The organism is Methylobacterium oryzihabitans, assembly GCF_004004555.2.
Classification (GTDB): Bacteria; Pseudomonadota; Alphaproteobacteria; order Rhizobiales; family Beijerinckiaceae; genus Methylobacterium; species Methylobacterium oryzihabitans.
Map to the genome: position 1 here is coordinate 139,690 of NZ_SACP01000007.1, position 23,285 is coordinate 162,974.

Below are 23,285 nucleotides of genomic sequence, written 5' to 3' on the forward strand. Positions count from 1 at the left end.
CCCTCCTACTTCTCCCGGAAGGCCCGGCGGGCCTGATCGGCGAGCGGCTTGGTGAGGTAGGACAGCACGGTGCGGTCCGCGGTCCGGATGAACGCCTCCACGGGCATGCCGGGCATCAGGGTCGCGCTGCCGAGGCGGGCGAGATCCCCGCTCGCGATGGCGAGGCGGACGAGGTAGTAGAAGACCCCGGTGCGCTTGTCCTCGCTCACGTCGGCGGCGATGCGCACCACGGTCCCGGCGAGTTCCGGCGTGGTGCGCTGGTCGAAGCCGGGGAAGCGCAGACCCGCCGCCTGACCGATCCGCACGCGGTCGATCTCCTGGGGAGCGACGCGGACCTCGACCACCAGCGAATCGGCCGCCGGCACGATCAGCATGACCGGCTCGCCCGGCGTGATGACGCCGCCGCGGGTGTGGACCGTCAGTTCGTGCACCGATCCGGCCTGGGGCGACCGGATGTCGATCCGCTGCAACTGGTCGTAGGCGGTGATCTTCTGCTCCACCAGCGTCGCCGCCTTGGCGCGGATCTCGGCCAGTTCCTTGCCGGCCTCGCTGCGCAGGTTCTGCTCGAGCTGGACGATCTGGAGCTCGGTCTCGGAGATCTTGCCCCGCGTCTGGGCGATCATGGCGACGAGGACGCCGCGCTCACCCTTGAGCCGGGAGATGTCGCGCTCGAGGGCGGTGACCCGGCTGAGCTGGATGAGGTTCTTGCGCCAGAGATCCTGCACGCCCTCGTATTCGCGCTGGATGATCGCGCTCTCCTGCTCCTTGGCCTCGGCCTGCTCGGTCAGGCCGCGGATCTCGTCGCGCAACTGCCCGATGCGCTCGCGCAACTGGGCGGTCTGGCCCGCCCGGGCCTCGGCGCGGAACCGGAACAGCGTGCGCTCGCCCTCGACGACGCGGGCGATGTCGGGACCGGCCTCCCACAGGTCGGCGGGCACCCGGACCTCGCCGAGGCCGTCGCGCTCGGCCTCCAGCCGCGCGGTGCGGGCGGAGAGTTCCCACAGGCTCTTGCTGACGCTGTCGTAGGTCGCCCGCGCGGTCGTGGCGTCGAGGCGGATCAGCAGGTCGCCGGCCGCCACCCGCGTCCCCTCCTGCACCAGGAGGTCGGCGACGATGCCGCCGGTCGGATGCTGCACCTTCTTGATGTTGGTCTCGACGACGAGCGAGCCGGTCGCGATGATGGCACCGGACAATTCGGTCGCCGCCGTCCAGGCGCCGGCGCCGCCGGTCAGCGCCAGGACCGCGATCGCCGCGAGGCCGTGACGCCTCAGGGAACGCCGCGTGCCGCGCGTCGGGTCGGCGTCGGCCGGGAGAGACCTCGTCATGCGACCCTCGTGGGCGTCTGCCGCGTGAGGCTGGCGAGGCGGCCCAGCACCTCGTCGCGCGGGCCGTGCATCTGCACCCGGCCGTCGTTGAGAACGAGGATGCGGTCGACCGCCGTCAGGGCGCTCGGCCGGTGGGCGATCACCACGGCGATGCCGCCGCGGGCCCGCACGCCCTGGACCGCGGCGGCGAGCGCCCGCTCCCCCTCGACGTCGAGGTTGGAATTGGGCTCGTCGAGGACGACGAGGAACGGGTCGCCGTACAGCGCGCGGGCGAGGGCGATGCGCTGGCGCTGCCCGCCCGAGAGGGCGAGCCCGCCGCGCCCGATCAGCGTGTCGTAGCCGGCGGGCAGCCGCAGCACGACCTCGTGGACGCCCGCGGCCTTGGCCGCCGCGAGCAGGAGCTCGGGATCCGGATCCGCGGCGAACCGGGTGATGTTCTGGGCGATGCTGCCCTCGAACATCTCGACGTCCTGCGGCAGGTAGCCGAGGGATCCGCCGAGGGTGTCGGGATCCCACTGGTCGAGGGCGGCGCCGTCGAGGCGGATGACGCCGCGGCTCGGCCGGACGAGGCCGACCAGCGCCCGGGCGAGGCTCGACTTGCCCGAGCCGCTCGGCCCGATGATCCCCAGCGCGTTACCGGGGGCGAGGGCGACGCTGACGTCGTGCAGGACCAGCGTGTCGGTGCCGGGCGCCGCCAGGGACAGGGCGGTCACGCGCAGGCTCTCGCGCGGCGCCGGCAGCGGCGTCGGCGCCGGAGGTTCCCGCGCGGGCAGGAAGTCCATCAGCCGGCCCCAGGCCTGCCGCGCCGCCACCACGTTGCGCCAGTTCGCGATGGCGAGATCGACCGGCGCGAGCGCCCGCGCCGACAGGATCGTGGCGGCGAGCATGACCCCGGCGGTCGCCTCCTCGCGCACCACCAGGAAGGCGCCGAGCGCGAGGATGCCGGACTGGAGCATCGTGCGCAGGAGACGCGACGCGCTGCCGAAGCCGATGGCGAGGTCGGTGCTGGCCGCGGCGGCGTCGCGGTTGCGGCGGGCGCGCTCGCGCCACAGGGCGCCCATGGCCTCGCGCATGCCGAGCGCCGTCACCAGCGGCGCGGTGCGATGGGCCATGTCGGTGAAGCTGCGCCGCTCCGTCGCCGCCCGCACCGACGCGGCGGCGGGACCGGCGCTGGCCCAGTCGGTGAGGATCGTCAGGACCGCCAGCACGACGGCTCCGGCGCCGATCGTCGCGCCGATCCAGGGGTGGAACAGGAAGCAGACCGCGATGGTGACCGGGACCCAGGGCAGGTCGAAGAACGCGGTGAAGGCCGGGCCGGCGAGGAAGCCCCGGATGGTGTCGAGGTCGCGCAGGGCCTGCGGGCCGTCCTCGGTGCAGGGCTGGGCGATGCCGCGCACCAGCAGCGTGCGGAACACCCGGTCGCCGAGGCGTTCGTCGATCAGGCGGCCGAACCGCGCGAGGATGCGGGCGCGCAGCACCTCGAACAGGCCCTGGACCAGGAACAGCACCGCGGCGATGCCGGCGAGCCCGACGAGGGTCGCGATGCTGCGGCTCGGCAGCACGCGGTCGTAGACCTGGAGCATGAACAGCGGCGCGGTCAGCATCAGGGCGTTGACGAGGCCGCTCACCGCCGCGACGGTGGCCAGAACCCCCTTGCCGTCCCGGACCACCCCCCAGAACTCCCGCCTCCTCGCCCGGCGCCGGGCCTCGTCGTCGATCACGCGCGTCCTCCCTTCCGTGGCGCGGGAGAACCCCCACCGGACGGCCGGTGGGGGGTCGGCTCCCGTCAGAGGCCGAGCAGATGCAGGACCGGCGTACCGGCATGACCGGTCTGGTCGGCGTGGTGCGTCTCGGCCGGCTGCGCATCGGCGTGACCGCCGAGGTCGAGGCCGGCCAGGCCGAGATCGAGGCCGGTCCCGCCCGACGCCTCCGCGCCGTCGGCGGCGTGGGCCGTCGGCAGCAGGTCGAGCACCTTGCCCACGAGCGCGTCCGCTCCGCCGGTCCCGGCCTCCGGGAAGCTGAGGCTGTCGCCGGCGAGGAGATGGGCGCCGGCGAGGCCCGGCTGGTCGGCCGGGACGCCGATCGCGCTGACCTGGATCGCCTGGGCCGGCGCGGGAGACGGCGAGGCCACCGCGAGGTCGGCGATCGGAGTCGGGGTCGTCGGACCGGCGCCGATCTCGATCAGGCCGTGATCCGCTGCCCCGCCCCCGAGCAGGCCGGTGACCGGGGCGAGCGGGCCGCCGGGCTGGCCGTCGCCACCGGTCAGCCCGCCGACGATGCCGGTCGCCCCGCCGACGAGGCCGCCCGCGGCGTCCACCACCGCGCCGGCATCCGCCACCACCGCGCCGACCGCGGCCGGGCCGTTGCCGGCGAGCACCTCGCCCGGCAGGGCGACGGCGTCGGTGAGAAGGTTGCCGGCCTCGCCGAGATGGCCGAGGCCGACCGTCTCGCCGAGGTGGGTCAGCCCATGCAGGGCGTCGTTGAGGATCGGCACGTTGTGGCCGACGGATTCGATGCCCGCATGCAGGTCGAGCACGACGCCGTTGGCGAGATCGCCGACCGGCTGGAGGACGCCGCCCTCGCCGAGCAGGGTGCCCCCCGTCCCCGCACCGAGGAGCCCCGTCACCGGGGCCAGGACTCCCCCGGCGCCCGCTCCGCCCTCGGTGATCCCGCCGACGATGCCGGTCACGCCGCCGACGAGGCCGCCCGCGGCGCCCGTCACCGCGCCGAGGTCGCCGAGGACCGGCGCGACGGCGCCGAGCCCGCCGCCGCCCAGGATCTCGCCCGGCAGGGCGACGGCGTCGGTGAGGAGGTTGCCGGCCTCGCCGAGATGGCCGAGGCCGACCGTCTCGCCGAGGTGGGTCAGCCCGTGCAGCGCGTCGTTGAGGATCGGGACGTCGTGGCCGATCGACTCGATCCCGGCGTGCAGGTTGAGCACGGCGCTGTTGGCGAGGTTGCCGACCGGGGCCAGGGCGCCGCCCGGGGACAGCAGGCCGCCGGTCGCCGCACCGGTCACGCCGTCGAGGAGCGCGTCGGCTCCCGCCAGCACGTGCCCGAGATCGCCGAGGGCGGGCGTCGCGGAGGAGAGGCCGCCGCCGCTCAGCACCGCGCCCGGCAGGGCGAGGGCGTCGGTCACGAGGTTGCCGGGCTCCCCGACATGCCCGAGCCCGATCGACTCGCCCAGCGCCGTGAGGCCGTGGACCGGTCCGTTGAGCGGCGACACCTGGTGGCCGGCGCCCTCCAGCGTCGCGTGCAGGCCGAGCACCGTCTGGTTCAGGGCCGGCGCGGCGATGTCGAGCAAGCCGCCCTGTCCCACGATGCCGTGTCCGGCGACCGGTGCCGCGGCGACGGCCGAGGCGAGCCCTCCGGCCGCCTCGACGACCGCGCCCGCATCCGCGAGAAGGGGTGCGGCCCCGCCGGGCGAACCGGCTCCCGCGGGCGCCGCCGCGAGATCGCTGACGAGGTTGCCCGCTTCGCCGAGGTGGCCGAGGCCGATCGTCTCGCCGAGATGGGTGAGGCCGTGGAGCGGAGCGTTGAGCGCGGCGACCTCGTGCCCGGTCGTCTCGAGTTGGGCGTGGGTGTCGAGAACGAGGCCGTTCGCGACGTCGGCGAGGTTCTGCGGCAGGAGGGTGCCGGCCTCCTGGGTGCCGGCATCGCCGAGCGCCGGCTCGACCACCGTCGCCACGGGACCGAGGCCCGAAAGCTGACCGCTCGACAACGCCGTCGAGCCGGCGAGAGCGTCGGGGCTGACCAGCCATTCGAGGCTGCGGCCCAGCGGCTGCACCATGGACGTCAAGGGAGATGCGGACATCGTCTGCTCCTGATGGTTGCACGAAGACGGGAAGAACGATCCGGGACCGTCGATGCGGAACGACCTCAGATTATTTTCGATTTACGGATCTATAGCTTGATAAATGATATTTGCATCATGTCGGCGAACGGATTTTTGATCTATAAAAATGTGCGACGAAGTGAATGGATGTTCATCGTAGAAGACACGGCGAAATCAAAGATCCAGAAAAACTTCGCGATTGCAGCGCAATCGTGCCGTGTTCTAGTCGAGTTCGCTCCAGATCTGAAAATATCCAGACGGTGAGACGAACCAGTATCGTCCGCTCGTCGCGCCGGGACCGTGCCGTGGGAAGGACGTCGCGAGGCTGCGGACGACGCGTTCCGCCTGCTCACGTCCATCGATGTCGTAGGCCAGGACATATTCGTGCGCGTGCGGATGCACCTCACGGACATGAATGGCGTAGCTCATCGGCTTCCTCCATCATGTGGTTGTAATTTCTGTTTCATGTACAACCAGGAGAGGAAAAATCGGTTCTCGGAAAGTGCCCGGGTGGTTGACGAGTCGTTAATGAACGATAAGATTGTCTATATCACCCATATCGGTGGCTATTTTCGGTCCGTACTCGGAAGCCGGACGTGAATGAATGTCGGAGTTTGCTCACGCACATGCTTCGTCTGCTCGCGGGGAGATGCGATGCGCGGCGGACCGCGCCCAGGTGCGGGGGGCTGGACGGTCGACGTGCGGATCGTCCGTCATCGAAGCCCGCGCAGCCCGGCCGGGGAGCGGCGCGGTGCCGGCTACGACGGTCGTTCAGCCGACAGCCGCACGAGAACGGAGGGGGTGGCGCCGGACCGGTCGCCCCCGATCGCGGCGCCGGCGTTCACGGCGACCGGCGTCCCCGGCTCAACCGGGCGACGGAGCGGCAGAGCGCGACGACGTCGGCTCGCTGCTCCGGCTCCAGTTCGCTGTAGTGGCGGAGCAGCTCGATGGCGCCGCTCGTCTGAAGAAGCGTCCAGGTCTCGTCGTGGGCAGGAGCCGGGCTGAACAGGTCGGAGATCGGAATCCCGAGCACCTCCGCGATCCTGTCGAGGCGGCCGGCCCCGATGCGGTTGATTCCTCGCTCGTATTTCTGGATCTGCTGGAAGCTGACACCGAGGGCCTCGCCGAGGCCGGTCTGGGACATTCCCTTCGCCTTGCGAAGCGTCGCGACGCGCTCGCCGACCTTGCGATCGTGGTCCGTGAGAGTGTCCTTGGGCATCACGTCGTCTCTTGCCGCCGCCGCCTTCTCGGCTCGTGCGTCGTCCCTCGATCGTGAGCGGGACGGTCCGCCGCCCGATTCGCTCACCGCTCCCGACGCCGCCCGCGCGAACGGCCCGGCGTCGCTCGCACCGTTCAGCAAGCGGAGCCTCTTGTCCAGATTGCGGCAGCGTCGCCCGTCGATCGGATGCAGGCCGGCGATCGCGACCGGGCGGCCCTCGACGGACTCCCTGCGCGGCGCTCGACGCGGCGGTCCCTGAAGGCGTACCACCTCAACAAGGCGTTGGATGCCGGGCTCACCCAAAAGCAGGCCTCCGCGGTCATCTCCCCCATCGCCTGCTGGCCGAACGCCTTTTCGGCAGTTCCCGTGTTCAAGAGCGTTTTCGACGCCGGGCCCGTTGCCGTTTCGTCGCAGATTCTTGTCGCAAAACCGGGGGATACTTTTGCGAAATCTGCTCAGGGACCGGCTCGACCCGGAGGCTGGCCTCGCCGGAGCGAAGCGGCGCGACATCCGCAGCGGCTTCGCGCCGGCAGCCGGGACTCGGTTCAGCGCAGCGCTTCACCTCGGATCTGCCGCGCCAGCATCACGCCGAGGCGGGGGATGCCGCTCTGCGCCCGGCTGGCGCCGATGAAGATCGCCAGATCCTTCGACGGGTTGACCGCGATCACGCTGTTGAAGCCGTCGGTGCCGCCGGCCTTCATGAAGACCGGGTGCTGTCCGGCCTCGGGATCACCGGTCTCGACCTGCCAGGCCATGGCCTGGGCGAAGCTCTGTCCCTCGGGGCGATAGATCGGAGCCATGGCGTCCCGGAACGCCTGGGTGAGGGCGGGCGGCACGGGAGCGCCGTTGACCGTGGGGTGACCGAGGGCGGCCTCGCCGAAGGCCAGCATGTCGGCCGCCGTCGAGCGCAGGGCGCCCGCGGCGTACCAGGCGAAGACCGGCCAGGGCATGACCGGCCGTCCGCCGGGACCGTGGCCCTGGGCGAGGCGGTCGCGCTGCTCCTCCGGTACGCGTATCGCCGTGCTGCCCATTCCCAGCGGGGCGGTGATCCGACTGTGCACCAGGTCCGCCCACGGTGCGCCGAGCCGCTCGGCGACGAGAATGCCGAGCAGGCCGATGCTGGCATTCGAGTAGCGGTAGGGCGCCGGCAGCGCGCAGTCGTCCCCGTCGCCGCCCCCCGGCCACCGGGCCACCCAGTCGAGGAAGTCGCGCGCCGTGTAGGTGTCGATGCCCCGCTGCGCGAGATCGCGCGGGACGTCGGGGGGAAGCTCCGGCATGCCGGATTGGAAATCCGCCAGTTGCAGCGGCGTGATGCGCCCGGTGCAGGCGGAGAGCCGGCGCTCGGGCATCAGCGACCGGAGCGGGGCCTCGGCCTGCATCCGGCCCTCGCGGAGCGCTTGCGCGAACAGGGCCGTGGTGAACACCTTGGTGATCGACCCCACCTCGACGATGGTGTCGGACCCGAAGGGCTGGCCCCCGGTTGCGGCATAGCCGAAGTAGCTGCGCCGTCCCTGCCAGCTCACGCCGACGATCACGCCGGGGATCGCCTCCGCGGTCACCGCCTGGCCGACGAGGCGGTCGACGACGGGGCGCAGGGCGTCGGCGTCGCGGTCCGACATCGCAGCCGCCGGGGTGCTGCGCCACGTCCCACCGTCCTGGGCCGCGGCGGGCGGACCCGCCGCCAGCACGAGCGGCATCAGCCAGTGCCGCAGGTACCGTCCGATCCTCGAACGCGCCATCCTCGTCGCCTCCTCGTGTCGATCGGGGATCATCCACGTAAGAGTTTTCGAGAACCGTAATACGATTTCGGGTCGGTCGCTCGGCGATCCCAAGCGATCGCTCGGCGATCCCAAGCGATCGCTCGGCGATGCGGAAACCGGCCCCGCTCATGCGCCGCGCGGGCTGGTGACACGATGTCCGGAACGGATCGTCCGGACATCGCATCACATGCGATAGGAGAACGTCAGCATGCCGCCATGGATCGTGGCCCTGTCCGAGAAGCCGCCGTCGTATTGGGCGCGCAGATCGATCGCCTCGTTCGCGAAGAGCTGCAGGCCGGCGCTGACCCGGGCGGCCGCCCGGTCCTGCGGGACCAGCGTCGTGAAGCCGCCGACGCCCGCCGGCGCTCCGATCAGCCGCGTCGTCGCGCGCCACGTGTCGCTCGTGCGGATGTCGACGCCGGCCGAGACGAAGCTGCGCAGGACCATCCCGGCATCGAGGTTGGTCCGCAGGCCGACTTCGAGGGCCGGCGTGAGGATCGCCGCGGTCTGCGCGGCGGCGTCGTGGCGCAGCCCGAACGCGCCGAGACCCGCCTCGGTGTAGGAGCCGAACCGTGCGCCGACGACGTCGAGGTTGAGGAAGGGGCGGAGATACAGGGTCTCCGTGCCGATCGTGTAGGCGGCGCGCAGGCGTCCGCCGAGCGTGGTCGGGGTGGTCGAGCCCGTCGCCAGCCCCCCGACGCCCGGCAGGCCGACGGTGCGCCGCAGATCGACCTGGCCGACCGAACCGAACGCCGCGCCGGTCAGCAGCCAGGGCCCCTCCTGCCGCTTGAGCGTCAGGACGCCGTGCCCGACGTCGAGCCCGCCGCGCACCCCGTCGCGACCATCGAGGCGGCCGGTCTCGTAGGCCAGCGAGCCGCCCAGGAACCACCCGGGCGCGAGCTCTCCCTGGCCGCCGATCTGCAGGACCGTGCTGTCGATGCCCATGCGGCCCCGGTCGGCGTCGGCGCCCACGGAGGTCGTGCGCCCGCCCAGCCGGGCATAGGTGCAGGCTCCCTCGGTGAGGAACGCGGTGCCGGCGGCGAAGACCGGGCAGGACATCGCGGCGTTGGCGACGAAGGCCGCGTCCTGCGCCCGCTGGGCACCGACCGACAGGACCGAGCGCGGCCCGAGCTGGCCGATCCGCTGCCCGTAATCGCCGGGCGAGGAAGCGGCCCGGTCGAGGCCGGCGAAGAAGGTGCCGAATTGCGGTGTGCCGGCCGCGAAGACCCGGTCGAGATAGCCCGCCACCGCCTGCCGCCCCGGCGTCAGCGCGAAGCGGGGATCCGCGAGGCGCGAGCCCGTCGCGACGAGGTCGAAGCGCTGCTCCGCCTCGCCGGCGGAGGGGACCACGGCGAAATCGAACAGCGCCGTGGACGCGGCCGACAGGCTGCCCGTCGCCCGGCCCTGGACCGTCAGAACCGGGACCGGGGTGTTGGCGACCACGCTCGCGAGTCTGGCCTGCACCGTGCCCGCCAGTTGCGCGTCGCCCGTCACGACGAAGCGTCCGGCGGTCCGCGCGGCGAAGTCCGCCTGTGTCGCCAGCCGCCCGGCGGGCGTCTGGACGAAGCTGCCGGCGATCACGGCCTCGCCGGTCCCGGTGGCGGAGGGCTGGAGCGTGCCGCGGTTCGTCAGGGTGTAGGCGCTGGATCCGAGCGTGGTCGAGCCGGTGATCGTGCCGTCGTTGAGGACGTTCACGCCCGACCCGCCGGTGTAGTTGATCGCGAGGTTCGACAGGGCCGCGACGCTGGAGCCACCGCCGACGGAGATCGTGTTGCCCGCGTTCCCGCTCTCGATCCAGAGGCCCGCGCCCTGGCCGCTGCCGCCCGTCACCCGGGCCGGTGCATAGACGCCGAGATTGACCGTCACGGTGTTCGCGCTGACGGTCTGGCCGTTCACGCTCTGGGCGAACACGCCGACCGCGTTCTCGCCGGTCGCCGAGATGGTGCCCTGCAGGTCGACGAGCACGGTGCCGGCGAGGCCGCCGCTGCTCGCGCCGCCCATGGAGGCGGCGTAGAACTGCGAGCCGATCGTGGCGAGGCCGCCGCCGCGCCCCACGCTCTGCGCGATGATGCCGAAGGCGCCGGGGCCGGTGGTGGTGATGCTGCCCAGCGCGGTCACGGAGACGGCTCCGCCGTTGCCGGAACTCGTGCCGAACGCCGGCGGACCGACGAGGGCGGGCGTGACGCCGGCCTGATAGCCGGTCGCGATGCCGCCGCCGCCGCCCACCGATTGCGCGACGAGGCCGTGCGCCCCCAGCCCCGTCGTGGCGATGCTGGAGCCTTGCGGCAGTTGGACCGTGACGGGGCCGCCGTTGCCGCTGCCGCCCTGGCCGCCCAGACCCTGCAGGCTCGCGGGGCTGCCGGTCACGTCGGCGAGGCCGCCGCCGCCGCCGATCGACTGCGCGACCAGGCCGTAGGCGCCCATGCCGGCGGTGCGCAGGTCGAGGATCGGGTTGTCGACCTGGACGCTGCCGCCGTCGCCGCTGCTGCCCGCCGCGCCCCCGAGCTTGAGCCCGACACTCAGCGACGGGAACCTCGAGACGGTGGCAGCCAGGGTGGAGCCCGCCCCGCCGAGACCGCCCCCGCCGCCGATCGACTGCAGCACGATGCCGTGCCCGGCACCGCCGGAGGTCGTGACCGTGACGGGATTGCCGCCCGACGGCTGTTGCAGCCTGACGGTATTGCCCGAGCCGGCGGAACCGCCTCCGCCGGCCAATCCGGCGCCGAGGAACAGGAGCCCGTTCGGCTGCACCGTCCCGTCCGCCCCGGTCCCGCCGCCGCCGCCGATCGACTGGGCCAGGAGACCGACCGACTGGACCCCGCTGCCGGGGCTTCCCCGGCCGGCCGCCCCCGTCGTCACCGACGCGCCGCCGTCGAGAGTGACGGTGACGGGACCGGCCGAGCCGCCGACACCGCCGCCGCCGCTGGCTCCGAGCGAGACGTTGGACGTCACGAGCGCCGAGCCGATGATGGAGGACAGGCTGTTGCCCTCCCCTCCCGCGACGGCGGTCCCGCCGCGGCCGCCGCCGCCGCCGATGGACTGCGCGACGAGCCCCGGCGCGTAGTCGCCGGAGGTGACGACCCGCCCGCCATGTTCCAGCGTCACCGCACCCCCGCTTCCACCGGTGCCCCCCTTCCCGCCGACGCTCAGGTTCAGGGCCGTCTGGAAGGTGATGTTCGGGTTGAACGGATTGCTCGGCGGATCCTCGGCCTCGGTGGCGGCGTCCGTCAGCGACCGCGTCGCCGCCGCGGAGGTGCTGGCGCCGGCGGACGCTCCGGCGTCGTTGCCCGCCGAACCGCCGACCCCGCCGCCGCCGCCGATCGATTGCACCACGATCGCGGGCGCGTCGTTGCCGATCGTGGTGACGCTGCCCTGGTGGTTGACCTGAGCCGTCGCTCCGCTACCGCCGGAGGCGCCGGTCTGGCCCACGCTGATCGTCGACGTGAGCTTCCCCTGGAAGGGGCCTTCCTCGCCCTGCGCGTTCTTCTGCGAGAACGAGGCGAGGGTGCCGAGATCGACCGTGGAGCCGGTCGAGGTGCCGCCGCCGCCGCCGACCGACTGGGCCAGCACGCCGATGGCGCCCGAGCCGCGGGTCTGCACGGTGCTGGTGCCGGCCAGATCGACCGACACCGTGCCGCCCGGTCCCCCCGCGCCGCCCTTGGCTCCCAGGCCGACCGTCAAGGTGTGGTTGTTCGCGTTGCCGGTGTAATCGAACGTCGCCGAACCGATCCCGGCATTCCCGCCGCCGCCACCGACCGACTGCGCCAGGAGGCCGTAGGCGCCGTCGCCGGTCGTCGCGACCATGGACGGGGTGCCCAGCCCGCCGGCGCTGATGGTGACCGCGCCCCCTGAGCCGCCTTTGCCGCCCGTGCCGCCGAGTGCGACCGCAAGGGTCACGCTGGTCGCCGTTCCGCCCTCGGCGCCGTACTCGGAGGTGGACCCGATCGTCCCGGACATGGCCGAGGAATCGCCGCCCTGGCCGCCGCCGCCGCCGATCGATTGCGCCACCGCGCCGTGGGAGCCGGTGCCCGCGGTGCGGATCGTCGCGCCGCCGCTCATCCCGTTGACGGCCGTGCCCAGTTCGAGATCGACGGTGCCGCCGTTCCCGGCGGTGGCGCCTGCGCCGCCGGCGCCATAGGTCGCCGCGATCGCCAGCGACGGCTCGTCCGGCAAGGTCGGGCGACTGACCGCGACGGCGAGCGCGTTGGCGCCGCCCCCCGCGCCGCCGCCGCCGCCGATCGACTGCGCCAGGACGCCGATCGCGTCGACCGGGGGCGCAGCGCCCGCCCCGCCGCCGGTCGTGACCGTGGTGCTCCCGAGCCTGACGGTGACCGCTCCGCCACTGCCGCCGCCGCCGCCGGTCCCGCCGATCGCCGCCGCGAAGCTGAAGCCGCCGTCCACCGTGATGCCGGACGCGTTGCCGCCCGAGCCGCCGCCGCCGCCGATCGACTGCGCCAGGATGCCGTCCGCCCCCGAGCCGGTGGCGACGATCGTCGCGCCCTGCGCCGAGGTCGAGACCGCGCTGCCGGTGCCGCCGCCGCCGGCCGTACCGCCGAGGGTGTAGGTGACGGTGACGCCGGCGGCGGTGGCGTTTCCGCCGTTGCCGCCGCCGCCGCCGATCGACTGCGCGATCACGCCGTGGCTGAGGTCACCGGCGGTCGAGATCGACCCGCCGAGCGTCGTGGTGACCGCACCGCCGTTGCCGCCGGCCCCGCCCGCGCCGCCGTTCGAGGAGAAGACCCCGCTCCCGTCGCCGCCGTCGCCGCCGCCGCCGCCGATCGACTGCGCCAGGATCCCCGCCGCCGTGCTTCCGCTCGTCGTGATGCGGCCGCTCTGTCCGACGACGACGGTCCCGCCCGATGCGCCGGCGATGCCCGCACCGCCCTGTGCGGAGAAGAAGTCCCCCGAGGTGCTGCCGCCGGTCCCGCCGCCGCCGCCGATCGACTGCGCCAGGATGCCCTGCGCGCCGGCCCCCGACGTGGCGATCGTCCCGCTGTTCATGACCGTCATGGTCAGGATCGATCCCGGCGCGCCGCCCGCGCCGGGCGAACCGATGGTCGCATCGGCGTTCGCGCCCGGGCCGCCGTCGCCGGAGATGCTCTGGGCGAGGATGCCGCGCGCCGCCGCGCCCGTCGTGGTGATCGTACCCTGATTGGCAAAGTCGAGACCGAGCGACTGGCCGCCGCCGCCGCCGCTTCCGCTGCTGGATATCAGGCCGGAGGCATCGGAGGCCTTGCCCCCCTGCGCGCCGACGGATTGCAGGACGACACCGTGGGCGTTGCTCCCGGTCGTGGTGATGCCGACGCCGGAATAGAGGGTCCCGCCGACGAAGCCGCCGGCGCCGCCGGCGCCGCCGGCGCCGCTGTCGATCTCGACATTGCCGGCTCCCCTGCCGCCGATGCCGCCGGCGCCGCCGAGGGATCGCAGGACCAGTCCCGGCGAGGTGTCTCCCGTCGTCCGGAGGGTCGTGCCGCTGGCGAGAAACGTCGTGATGCCGCCGCCATCGCCGCCGGAGCCGCCGGAGCCGGAGGTCCCGCCGGCCAGGCTCTGCGCCTCGCCGCCCGCGCCGCCCGCGCCGCCCTGCGACACGAGGAGGATGGCGGGCGATTTCGCCCCCGCCGTCGTCACGGATTGCGCGCCGGAGCTGTTCAGGGTGATCTGGCCGGGCGCGGATCCTGCGCCGCCGTTGCCGCCGAGGGAGTTGATCTGCAGGCCGCCACCGGTGTTCGCGCCGGTCCCGCCCGCGCCGCCCTGCACCAGGACCGACACCGCGGTCGCGCTGCTGCCGTTCGTCGAGATCGCGTTGCCCGGCCCGCTGCCTTGCGCGAGCGTGAGGCTGATGCCGGCCGCCGCCCCTCCCGGCCCCCCCGGGCTGTTCTGCTGGTTGTCCTCCAGGCCGCCATTGCCGCCGGGGCCGCCGGTCTGGATCACGGTGAGGCCGGCGAGGTTCGGGCCGGTGGTCGTCAGGCGGCTGTCGGTGAGGGTGATCGTCTGCGCCTGCGCCGTCCCGCCCGTGCCGCCCCGGCTGTCGTTGTTGCCCTCGCCGCCCTGGCCCCCGACCTGCTGGATGCGGAGGGCCGCGCCCGTGCCGGTGCTGGCGGTCTGGACGGACAGGCTCGCGCCGCCGATCGCGGCCGACACCGCGCCGGCGCCGCCGCCGTCGGCGCCGTTGACGTTCCCCTTGTCGGAGGCGTCGCCCCGGCCTCCCAGCGACTGCACCCAGATCCCGTAGGCGCCGTAGGCGAAGCTCGCGATCTGGCTCGTGACGCTCACCGAGCCGTTGATGGTCAGTGCGATCGGACCGCTCTGCCCGCCGGGATCGGGCGAATTGCCGTCGGACTTGTCCGTGCCGAGGGCGTAGAGGTTGAGGATGCGGAAGTCGGTGGGGCCGGCGTCGGAGGGGGGAGCGGTGATCGCGACCGCTCCCTGGTTCGTGAACGTGAAGCCGCAGGTGTCGGGTTTTCCGCCGGCCGCGCCGATGTTGAGCGCGTTGTGCGTCGAGGAATTCGTCGCGTAGTCGAAGTTGCCCTGGTTCAGGACGGTGAAGAAGTCGGCGACGCCGTAGGATTGCGGCGCGGAATAGCTGCCGGGCGGGATCGTGTAGGCGTTCGACGCATTGGGGTTGCAGCTCAGGGCGTGGGCCGGAACGGTGAAGGCCAGGGTTGCCAGCAGGCTGCACGTCGCGCGCATCGTCGTTCATCCGGGACGGTCGCCTGCCTTGATTCGCAGGCGTTCCGGTCGGGCTTGTCGCCGATGGCGCGCGACACAGCCCAGGGTAATGCGACGAATCGGGCAAATCCGACGACGAACAGGACCTCCTCCGGATGCCGGAACGTGTGCTCCGGTCTTGCGTCGGTCGCGCCCCGGTTATCCCTCGGGCCGGAGCGTCGGTGCCGCGCGGCGAGGACGCCAGGGTGCCATGCTGGAGAACACGCCATCCTGGCGGATCAGCGCGTGCAGCAGCGCTGCGCCGAGATGCGCGAGGATGAGTCCGAACAGCGCGTAGGCGAGCACGGTGTGGACCGAGCGCAGACCCGCATAGAGCACCGGGCTCTGCGGGAGGATCGGCGGGAGCACGAGCGGACCCGCGAGCGCGACGGGGTAGCGCGCCGCCGACAGCATCGCCCAACCCACGAGCGGCATCGCGAGCATCAGCGCGTAGAGCGCGACGTGCGAGGCGTGGGCGGCCCGCCGCTGCCACATGGGCAGGTCGGCCGGCAGCGGCGGGGGAGCATGGCGCCGCCGGTTGGCGAGCCGCAGCAACGCCAACACCAGGATCAGGATCCCCAGCGGCCGGTGCAGGGAGACCAGGGCGTGGTAGTCGGCGAGCGATGTCACCATCGCCACGCCGATCAGCAGCATGGCGAGGATCAGCGCGGCCATGCTCCAGTGAAGCAGGCGGGCGGGCAGGTTGAAGCGGGGCGATGGCGTCACAGGGCGGCTCCGTGGGGCGGCGCACCGGCGACGGCGCTTGGCGTCTTGTCCTCGCCGGCGCGGCGGGTGAAGGATTGCGAGTAGGCCGCCGAGCGGGCGCTCAGCAGCGGGTCGTCGGACGGCGCGATGCCGAGCGGCAGGACGAGGGGATCGAAGTTCACGTCCCGGCAGTTGCCCGGCGCTTCGGGCGTCGATCCGGTGAGCGCCAGGGTCCCGAGGTCGGCGGTCTCGCGGTCGGCGGGCCAGGGCTGCGTGGCGTCCGCGGTGGGATCACCGGGTCGTCCCAGAGTCGCGACGAGGTGCCAGCGCAACGCATCCTGCCGGAGCTCGGCCGCAAGGGCGTCGAAGAGGTAGTTCTTGTCCTGCTGCACTGCCTGGCCGGCGGTCTCCGGCGAGGGCGCGCGCTCCGGCACGAAGGCGAAGCGTACCGGCGTGTCCCGGCCATCCGCCGCCACGAGGCGAAAGGCGTTGAGGCTCCGGTAGGTGCTGTCGGCGAAACCGGCGGTGACCGTGCGCGCCTTGATCAGGGCCGCCGCCTTCGCGCTCTCCGGGTGGGCGGCGAAGAAGCCGTTCAGGCGCGCGGGATCGGGCTTGCCGGTGGCCAGATCGGGCTTGGCGGCGAGCAGTTGCTCGTAGAACGCTTCGGGCGTGCGCACCGGGAAGACCGGGATGTCGTTCATGCCCGTGCGCCACTCCTCGCCGTCCGGCAGCGTGAAGCGCAGGGCGAGGCTGCGCACGGTGGCCTCGGCATCCGCCGCGTAGGGCTGGCCGCCCGCGAGCGCGAGCCGGCCCGCGACCGGCGTCACCCGTCCGGCGGCGAACAGGCCGGCCTTCGAGAGTGCCGCGCCCGCGCCGCTCGCGGCGAAGCGGCCCTCGACGCAGAGGCCCTTGGCGTGGTTGCGGCGGAACCCCGGATGCGGGCCGTTCACCTGCTCGAAGCGATCGATCACCCGCGCCGGCGTCAGCGCCCCCGGCGAGAGCCAGCCCCCGACATAGGCGAAGCCGCAGGTCGTCCCCGCGAGCACAGCCCCGATTGCCGCGAGGCGGAGGAGAAGGGCATGCGGCGGGAGTCCGGGGGGTGCCCCGGTCAGGTCGTTCAGCAAAGACATCGGATCCCTCAGGTGTTCGTCGCCGTGGTGCTGCGGATCGTGTTGGCGAGGGGATGCAGGACGGCCGGTCCGGCCGCCCCGACCAGGCTGTAGCCGATCCCTCCTCCGCCTCCAGGTCGCAGGGAAGCGCCGGTGCTTGAGTCGCGAGCCAGCCGCGACCGTGCGTGAAGCGACGAGCGTATTCCGCCGTTGCCGGCAACGGAACAGGTCGTCGTGCCAGTCCCGGTCGATCCCGGCCCGTATCGGGAGATCGACACACAATCAGTTTTAACCTTTTTTTACCAACGCACAGCGCGCGGCGCGAGTATCTTTGCTGTGGAAGAGCTTCGAGCCGGTGTAGCTTTATGAGCCACGAGAGTAACGACGAGCGGGGCGGACAGCTTCGCCGTGAAGTCCTCCAGGTTGCAGGGGCCGCTGCCGCGGCGGGCCTCCTGGGAGCAACCACAGTCTCCGCGCAGGCCACCCGGTCGGGCGGGCGTGACGAGGGTCCACTCGGCGCGCGTCTGCAAGGCGTCCAGCATTTCGGCGTCACGGTTCAGAACATGGACCGGGCTTTCGCCTTCTACACCGAGGTGCTCGGCGGGACCGAGATCATGCGGGACGGCGACTTCAAGGGGGAGCCGGTTCATTTCACGCTGATGGCCGACCAGGAGATCGTTGCCCGCGAGCGCCGCGTCGATCCCCGCACCATCGGCGTCCCGGACCTGAAGGGCGGCTCTCAGCGGCTCGATGTCCGCTTCGTCCAGTTCGAGAACGTCGTCATCGAACTTCTTCAGTATCGCGACGCCGCGCAGCCGATGGGCGGCGGCGACAGTTGGGCCGAGCCGCGCGACCACATGAGCCCGGCCTACCCGCGCTCGATGCACATCTGCTTCTACGTCCGCGACGATGTGAACTTCGACAAGTTCATCGCCGATCTGGAAGCCGAGTGCGCCCGCCGCGGCATGACGCAGGTCAGGGCGAACCGCACCGTGCCCGTGCATTCCGAGGAGGAGCGCCGTGCGGCGCCGATGAACACCAACACGATCAAGATCCAGGAGGGTCCGTCGAACGGCTGGTCGATCATCTACTGCAAGGGCCCCGAGGGCGAGCAGCTCGAATTCGTCCAGGTGCTCGGTCCCGTGAAGAAGACCTTTGCCGATGCGGCGTCGCGCCGTACGGCGGCGAGTCGGGGTTAGCGCATTTCCCCACGGAGCGGATGCCGGTCGCCGCAGGGAACGCGGTTCAATCAGAGCCTGTTTGACTCTCGATCTGAAGAACAAGCTCCCCCCTTTCCCGGACGACTGGAACGCAGTGGAAGGAGATCCGGGATCCAGCACAACAAGTCGCGAAGCGTCCATACTCAACGACGGTGCTGTCAGGCTGAGCCGCTTCGCAGCACATCTGACGTCTGGATCCCGGATCTCCTTCCGCTGTCGCTTCAGTCGTGTAGGCCCATTCGGGCCCGGAAAGGCGTGCTTCGCGCGATGAATACGATGGACCATCGCTCAAACAGGCTCTCACACACTTGGAGGATCGCCCGAGCGCAACGGGGTCGGGCGCTGCCCTCGTGGGCTGATTCGACGAAAGCCGATGAACGACGTCAGTGCGGACACGGAACCTTGTCGACTTTCTCCAGGAGGATCGGTTCTCGAACCGACATTTCATCGTCCACGAGGTCTTCGCCAGCGAAGCCGACTTCGAAGCGCACGATGCGCAACCCTACGTCCGGGCTTGGTTCGCCCGGCTTCCGGAACTCGCTCCCGGCGGTGTGCAGGCCGTGAAGATGCGCGTGCTCGGGGGCCCGAACCCCTGAAAAGGGCCGAGCCCGACCCCGGCGATTCAATCGTGTCGCTCGATCGTGGCGCCTACTCGGATCGACGAAGAAGGGACAACCTGATGAGCGTTCCCCCCTCACCCGGGATCGACCGACCCGAGGTCGTGACGGCCGCGGCGGCGGCAGGGCTGCCGTCCATGGCCAGGGCACAGGCGGCGGGCACCATGGGTTCGGTCGTGGTCGCCCTCACGGTCAACGACGAGCGTCGGCGCCTCGACCTCGACAGCCGCGTGACGCTGCTCGACGCCCTGCGCGAGCACCTTCACCTCACGGGCACCAAGAAGGGGTGCGACCACGGCCATTGCGGCGCCTGCACGGTGCTGGTGAACGGGGTCCGCATCAACGCCTGCCTCAGCCTCGCGGCCATGCACGATGGGGACGTCGTGACGACGATCGAGGGGTTGGGCCGGCCGGACCGGCTGCATCCCGTGCAGGCGGCGTTCATCGCACACGACGCCTTCCAGTGCGGCTACTGCACGCCGGGCCAGATCTGCTCGGCGGTGGCCGTTCTCGCCGAGGTCGAGGCGGGCGTGCCGAGCCACGCCACCGGCGATCTCACGGCACCGGTGACGCTCGACACCAGCGAGCTGCGCGAGCGCATGAGCGCCAACATCTGCCGCTGCGGCGCCTATTCCAACATCGCCGAGGCCGTGGCCGACGTGGCGGGGAGGAGCTGATGCGGCCCTTCACCTACGAGCGCGCCGCAAGCGCCGAAGCGGCCGTGGCGGCCGTCGCCTCCCGCCCGGGCGCCCGGTTCATCGCGGGCGGCACGAACCTGCTCGACCTGATGAAGTTCCAGATCGAGACGCCGGCCCACCTCGTCGACATCCGGCACCTGCCCCTGCGGGGCATCGAGGATCTGCCGGACGGCGGCCTGCGCATCGGTGCGCTCGCCACCAACACCGAGGTCGCCGCCCACCCGCGGGTGAAGCGCGAGTACGGCGTCCTCGCGCGGGCGATCGTGGCCGGCGCCACCGGGCAGCTGCGCAACAAGGCGACGACCGCCGGCAATCTCCTGCAGCGCAACCGATGCCCGTACTTCTACGAGACGAGCTTGCCGTGCAACAAGCGCCAGCCGGGCTCGGGCTGCTCGGCCCTCGGGGGCGTCACCCGCTCGCTCGCCGTCGTGGGCACGAGCCCCCATTGCATCGCCCAGAATCCGGGCGACATGGCCGTGGCGCTGCGGGTCCTCGACGCCACGGTCGAGACCGTCCGCCCTGATGGGTCGCAGCGGCGGATCGCGATCGGCGACTTCCACCTTCTGCCCGGCGACCGGCCGGAGATCGAGCACCCGCTCGCCCCGGGCGAGCTCGTCACGGCCGTCACGCTCCCGCGGCCGCCGGGCGGGACGCACCGCTACCACAAGGTCCGCGATCGGGCGTCCTACGCGTTCGCGATCGTGTCGGTCGCGGTCGTCCTGCAGGAGGACGGGACCGGGCGGGTCGCGTTCGGGGGCGTCGCGCCGCGACCCTGGCGGGTCGAGGACGCGGAGGCGCTCCTGCCGAGCGGACCGGCCGCCGTCGTGGCGGCGGCCTTCCAGGGCGCAACGCCGACGGCCGGGAACGCCTTCAAGATCCCGCTCGCCGAGCGCGCGCTCGCGCTGGTGCTGAGCGAAGGGAGGGCGTGACATGCACTTCGATACGTCTGCCGGGCGGAACCCCATCGACGCTCAGACGATCGTCGGTCGGCCCCACCGGCGCATCGATGGCGCCCTGAAGGTCACCGGGACGGCACCTTACGCCTACGAGCGGCACGATGCGGTGGCCGATCCCACCTATGGATGGATCGTCGGCGCCTCGATCGCCCGCGGACGGGTGACGCGGATCGACGCCGCGGCCGCGCGCGCGGCTCCGGGCGTCCTCGCGGTCCTGACGACGCTGGAGTACGACGCCGCTCCGCCGGGGTTCCGGACCACGCTCACCCTCTTCGGCGGCGCCGAGGTGCGCCACTACCACCAGGCCGTCGCGCTCGTCGTGGCTGGGACCTTCGAGGAGGCCCGCGCGGCGGCCCATCTCCTGCGCATCGACTACGACTCAGAGCCGGCGCGCTGCGATCTGGCGGCGGAGGCCCCCAAGTCCGAGCCGATCGCCGACCGCGACGGACCGGACTACCCCGTGGTCGACCGGATCGGCGATGTCGAGGCGGCGCTCGCCGCCGCGCCCGTGACCCTGGACGAGAGCTACGGCACCCCCGACCAGACCCACGCGATGATGGAGCCGCACGCCACCACCGCGGCGTGGCGCGACGGCAAGCTGACGATCTGGACATCGGCGCAGGTCGTGTCCTGGCACCGCAACAGCCTCGCGCAGGCGCTCGGCCTCGCCAAGGAGGATCTCCGCCTGGAGGCGCCGTTCATCGGCGGGGGGTTCGGATCGAAGCTCATCATGCGCAGCGACGCGCTTCTCGCCGCCCTCGGCGCCAAGGCCGTCGGACGCCCGTGCAAGGTCGCCTTGCAGCGCCCGCTGATCGCCAACAACGGCACGCGCCGCGCCGGCACGATTCAACGGATCCGCCTCGGCGCAGACCGTGACGGACGGCTGACCGCGATCGCTCATCACAGCGTCAACGGAAATCTGCCCGGGGCCTTCGCCGAGGCGGCGGTCGCGCCGACGCGGCTCATCTACGCGGCCCCGAACCGCGACCTGTCCATGAGACTCGCCACCCTCGACCTCGCCGAAGGGAACGACATGCGGGCGCCCGGGGAGGCCCCCGGCCTGATGGCGCTCGAAATCGCGATGGACGAGATGGCCGAGAGGCTAGGCATCGATCCCGTCGCGTTCCGGATCCGGAACGACACGCAGGTCGATCCGCGCCGGCCGCAACGGCGGTTCTCGGAGCGCCACCTGATCGAGTGTCTCGAGCTCGGCGCGGACCGCTTCGGCTGGGCACGCCGCAACCCGGTGCCCGGCTCCGTGAGTGACGGTCGCTGGCTCGTCGGCATGGGCGTGGCGGCGGGCTTTCGCCAGAACCTGCTGATGCCGTCCGGTGCCCGGGTCCGGCTCGAGCAGGATGGCCGGCTCTCGGTCGAGACCGACATGACCGATATCGGGACCGGCAGCTACACCATCCTCGCCCAGACGGCTGCCGAGATGATGGGCGTTCCGATCGAGGCCGTGACGGTGCGGCTCGGCGACTCGGACTATCCCGAAGCCGCGGGATCCGGCGGGCAGTTCGGCGCGAACAATGCGACGTCCGGGCTCTATGCCGCCTGCACGACGCTGCGGGCGACCGTCGCGGCGCGGCTCGGCTTCGACGTCGAGGATGTCGTGTTCGCGGACGGGATGGTCACGGCGGGACGCCGGAGCGCGCCTCTCCTCGACGCCGCGAAGGACGGGCCGCTGACAGCAGAAGACCGGATCACCTATGGCGACCTCGACAAGGAGTTCGTCCAGGCCACCTTCGGGGCGCAGTTCGCCGAAGTCGCCGTGGACCGGTTCACCGGGGAGATGCGCGTCCGCCGCATGCTGGCGGTCATCGATGCGGGCCGGGTGCTCAATCCGCTCACGGCGCGAAGCCAGGTGATCGGCGCCATGACGATGGGGGTCGGGTCGGCGCTCATGGAGGCGCTCGTCGTCGACACGCGCCACGGCTTCTTCATCAACCACGACCTCGGCGGCTACGAGGTGCCGGTCCACGCCGACATCCCGCACCTCGACGTCGTCTTCCTCGATCACCCCGATCCGGTCTCGTCCCCGATGAAGGCCAAGGGCATCGGCGAGATCGGCTTGTGCGGGGCGGCCGCCGCGGTGGCGAACGCCGTCCACAACGCCACCGGCATCCGCGTGCGCGACTATCCCATCACGCTCGACAAGCTGCTCGACCGGCTGCCGCGCGTGGCCTGACGCCTCATTCCCTGGCGATTCTCCTTGGAGGGAGCGATGTCCTACCATCCCGTTCCGGTGACTCATGTCGGCCTGACCGTCACCGACATCAAGGCAGCGACCGAGTGGTACACCAAAGCCTTCGGCTGCCGTCACATCATCGGTCCCCTCCACATCCGGCACGACGGCTCGCATATCGGCGAGGTGTTCAAGGGGATCTTCGGTGACCGCTTCGAGGAGGGATACGTATCCCATCTCGCCACCGCGAACGGCGTCGGGATCGAACTCTTCGAGTTCGTCACGCCGAAATCGGAAGCCGTCGAGGACAACTTCCGCTACTGGAAGACCGGCGTGTTCCACTTCTGCCTGGTCGACCCGGACGTCGACGGCCTCGCGCGTCGGATCGCCGAGATGGGTGGCAGGCAGCGCTCGAAGGTCTGGACGCTGTTCGAGGGCGAGCCGTTCAAGGCCGTCTACTGCGAGGATCCCTGGGGCAACCTGATCGAGATCTACTCCCACTCGACGGAACTGATGTATGCCAACCGGAGCGACACGGCCGCCCGGGCGGAGTGATACGATTTCCGAACGATCCGTCCCGGAAACCGTATCGCGAGCCCGCGCGGTGGAGCCTTCGGCTCCACACCCCCGAGCGAAGCCCGAATCCGCATCGCGACAACGACTGCGACGCAGTCGCCGAGCGATCAAGGGGGTTTCGTATGAGTCGTTCACCGGCTTTGCGGTCCCTTGCGGATGAAACCGGGCGGTGGTCGTCTGGATCCGTTGCTCCGGTCGAAGGCGGCTTTCGCTTGGGCGCGCCTTCCCTCTCCCACTCGGGAGAGGGAAGGCGCGCTCCAAAAATCCAATTCTGAAATCAGGTACTTGGAGCCATTTCCCATTCAGGCGAGGCTTGCGGGCGCAGCGATCGGATCGCCGCCGCCGGTCAGCGCGCTCGTCTGCAACCCGTGAGAC

15 protein-coding genes are annotated in these 23,285 nt (G+C 71.9%); 6 read left to right on the forward strand and 9 right to left on the reverse strand.

What is annotated here, in order from left to right; genetic code table 11:
* Nucleotides 1–5: 5 nt before the first annotated feature.
* The 9 genes from EOE48_RS09415 to EOE48_RS09455 form a co-directional block, all read right to left on the reverse strand.
* Complete coding sequence (locus EOE48_RS09415) at nt 6–1,325, reverse strand: HlyD family type I secretion periplasmic adaptor subunit (RefSeq protein WP_127728541.1); 1,320 nt, start codon at nt 1,323–1,325, stop codon at nt 6–8.
* A complete protein-coding gene (locus EOE48_RS09420) occupies nt 1,322–3,046 on the reverse strand; it encodes a type I secretion system permease/ATPase (protein WP_127728542.1) in 1,725 nt (574 codons plus the stop codon). The genes EOE48_RS09415 and EOE48_RS09420 overlap by 4 nt, the downstream gene beginning before the upstream one ends.
* A gap of 65 nt (nt 3,047–3,111) precedes the next feature.
* Nucleotides 3,112–5,136 carry a hypothetical protein gene (locus EOE48_RS09425; protein ID WP_127728543.1) on the reverse strand — a complete coding sequence of 675 codons (2,025 nt, stop codon included), beginning with the start codon at nt 5,134–5,136 and terminating at the stop codon, nt 3,112–3,114.
* 243 nt (nt 5,137–5,379) lie between these two features.
* Complete coding sequence (locus EOE48_RS09430) at nt 5,380–5,586, reverse strand: hypothetical protein (protein ID WP_127728544.1); 207 nt, start codon at nt 5,584–5,586, stop codon at nt 5,380–5,382.
* A gap of 412 nt (nt 5,587–5,998) precedes the next feature.
* On the reverse strand, nt 5,999–6,679 hold the full coding sequence (locus EOE48_RS30470; RefSeq protein WP_425463640.1) for a helix-turn-helix domain-containing protein: 681 nt from the start codon (nt 6,677–6,679) through the stop codon (nt 5,999–6,001).
* Nucleotides 6,680–6,921: 242 nt separating this feature from the next.
* Complete coding sequence (locus tag EOE48_RS09440; RefSeq protein ID WP_187371360.1) at nt 6,922–8,115, reverse strand: serine hydrolase domain-containing protein; 1,194 nt, start codon at nt 8,113–8,115, stop codon at nt 6,922–6,924.
* 204 nt (nt 8,116–8,319) lie between these two features.
* Nucleotides 8,320–14,826: an autotransporter outer membrane beta-barrel domain-containing protein gene (locus EOE48_RS09445; protein WP_127728546.1), complete on the reverse strand. Its 6,507-nt coding sequence runs from the start codon at nt 14,824–14,826 to the stop codon at nt 8,320–8,322.
* A 177-nt stretch (nt 14,827–15,003) separates the two neighbouring features.
* Nucleotides 15,004–15,570 carry a cytochrome b gene (locus EOE48_RS09450; protein ID WP_127728547.1) on the reverse strand — a complete coding sequence of 189 codons (567 nt, stop codon included), beginning with the start codon at nt 15,568–15,570 and terminating at the stop codon, nt 15,004–15,006.
* On the reverse strand, nt 15,567–16,679 hold the full coding sequence (locus tag EOE48_RS09455) for a catalase family peroxidase (protein WP_127728548.1): 1,113 nt from the start codon (nt 16,677–16,679) through the stop codon (nt 15,567–15,569). The genes EOE48_RS09450 and EOE48_RS09455 overlap by 4 nt, the downstream gene beginning before the upstream one ends.
* A gap of 344 nt (nt 16,680–17,023) precedes the next feature.
* Here EOE48_RS09455 and EOE48_RS09465 point away from each other — a divergent pair, with 344 nt between their 5' ends.
* The 6 genes from EOE48_RS09465 to EOE48_RS09485 all read left to right on the forward strand — a co-directional run bounded on the left by EOE48_RS09465 (nt 17,024) and on the right by EOE48_RS09485 (nt 22,889).
* The gene (locus tag EOE48_RS09465) at nt 17,024–17,857 is read left to right on the forward strand and encodes a VOC family protein (protein WP_127728549.1); all 834 of its coding nucleotides are present in this window, start codon (nt 17,024–17,026) and stop codon (nt 17,855–17,857) included.
* Nucleotides 17,858–18,264: 407 nt separating this feature from the next.
* Nucleotides 18,265–18,474 (forward strand): putative quinol monooxygenase, encoded by a 210-nt coding sequence (locus EOE48_RS30355; RefSeq protein ID WP_342791827.1) that lies wholly within the window; start codon nt 18,265–18,267, stop codon nt 18,472–18,474.
* Between the two features lie 83 nt (nt 18,475–18,557).
* On the forward strand, nt 18,558–19,172 hold the full coding sequence (locus tag EOE48_RS09470) for a 2Fe-2S iron-sulfur cluster-binding protein (RefSeq protein ID WP_210249554.1): 615 nt from the start codon (nt 18,558–18,560) through the stop codon (nt 19,170–19,172).
* On the forward strand, nt 19,172–20,122 hold the full coding sequence (locus tag EOE48_RS09475; protein ID WP_127728550.1) for an FAD binding domain-containing protein: 951 nt from the start codon (nt 19,172–19,174) through the stop codon (nt 20,120–20,122). The genes EOE48_RS09470 and EOE48_RS09475 overlap by 1 nt, the downstream gene beginning before the upstream one ends.
* Nucleotide 20,123: 1 nt before the next feature.
* Nucleotides 20,124–22,337 (forward strand): aldehyde oxidoreductase molybdenum-binding subunit PaoC, encoded by a 2,214-nt coding sequence (gene paoC, locus EOE48_RS09480; RefSeq protein WP_127728551.1) that lies wholly within the window; start codon nt 20,124–20,126, stop codon nt 22,335–22,337.
* A gap of 36 nt (nt 22,338–22,373) precedes the next feature.
* Nucleotides 22,374–22,889 carry a VOC family protein gene (locus EOE48_RS09485; RefSeq protein ID WP_127728552.1) on the forward strand — a complete coding sequence of 172 codons (516 nt, stop codon included), beginning with the start codon at nt 22,374–22,376 and terminating at the stop codon, nt 22,887–22,889.
* Nucleotides 22,890–23,285: the final 396 nt, after the last annotated feature.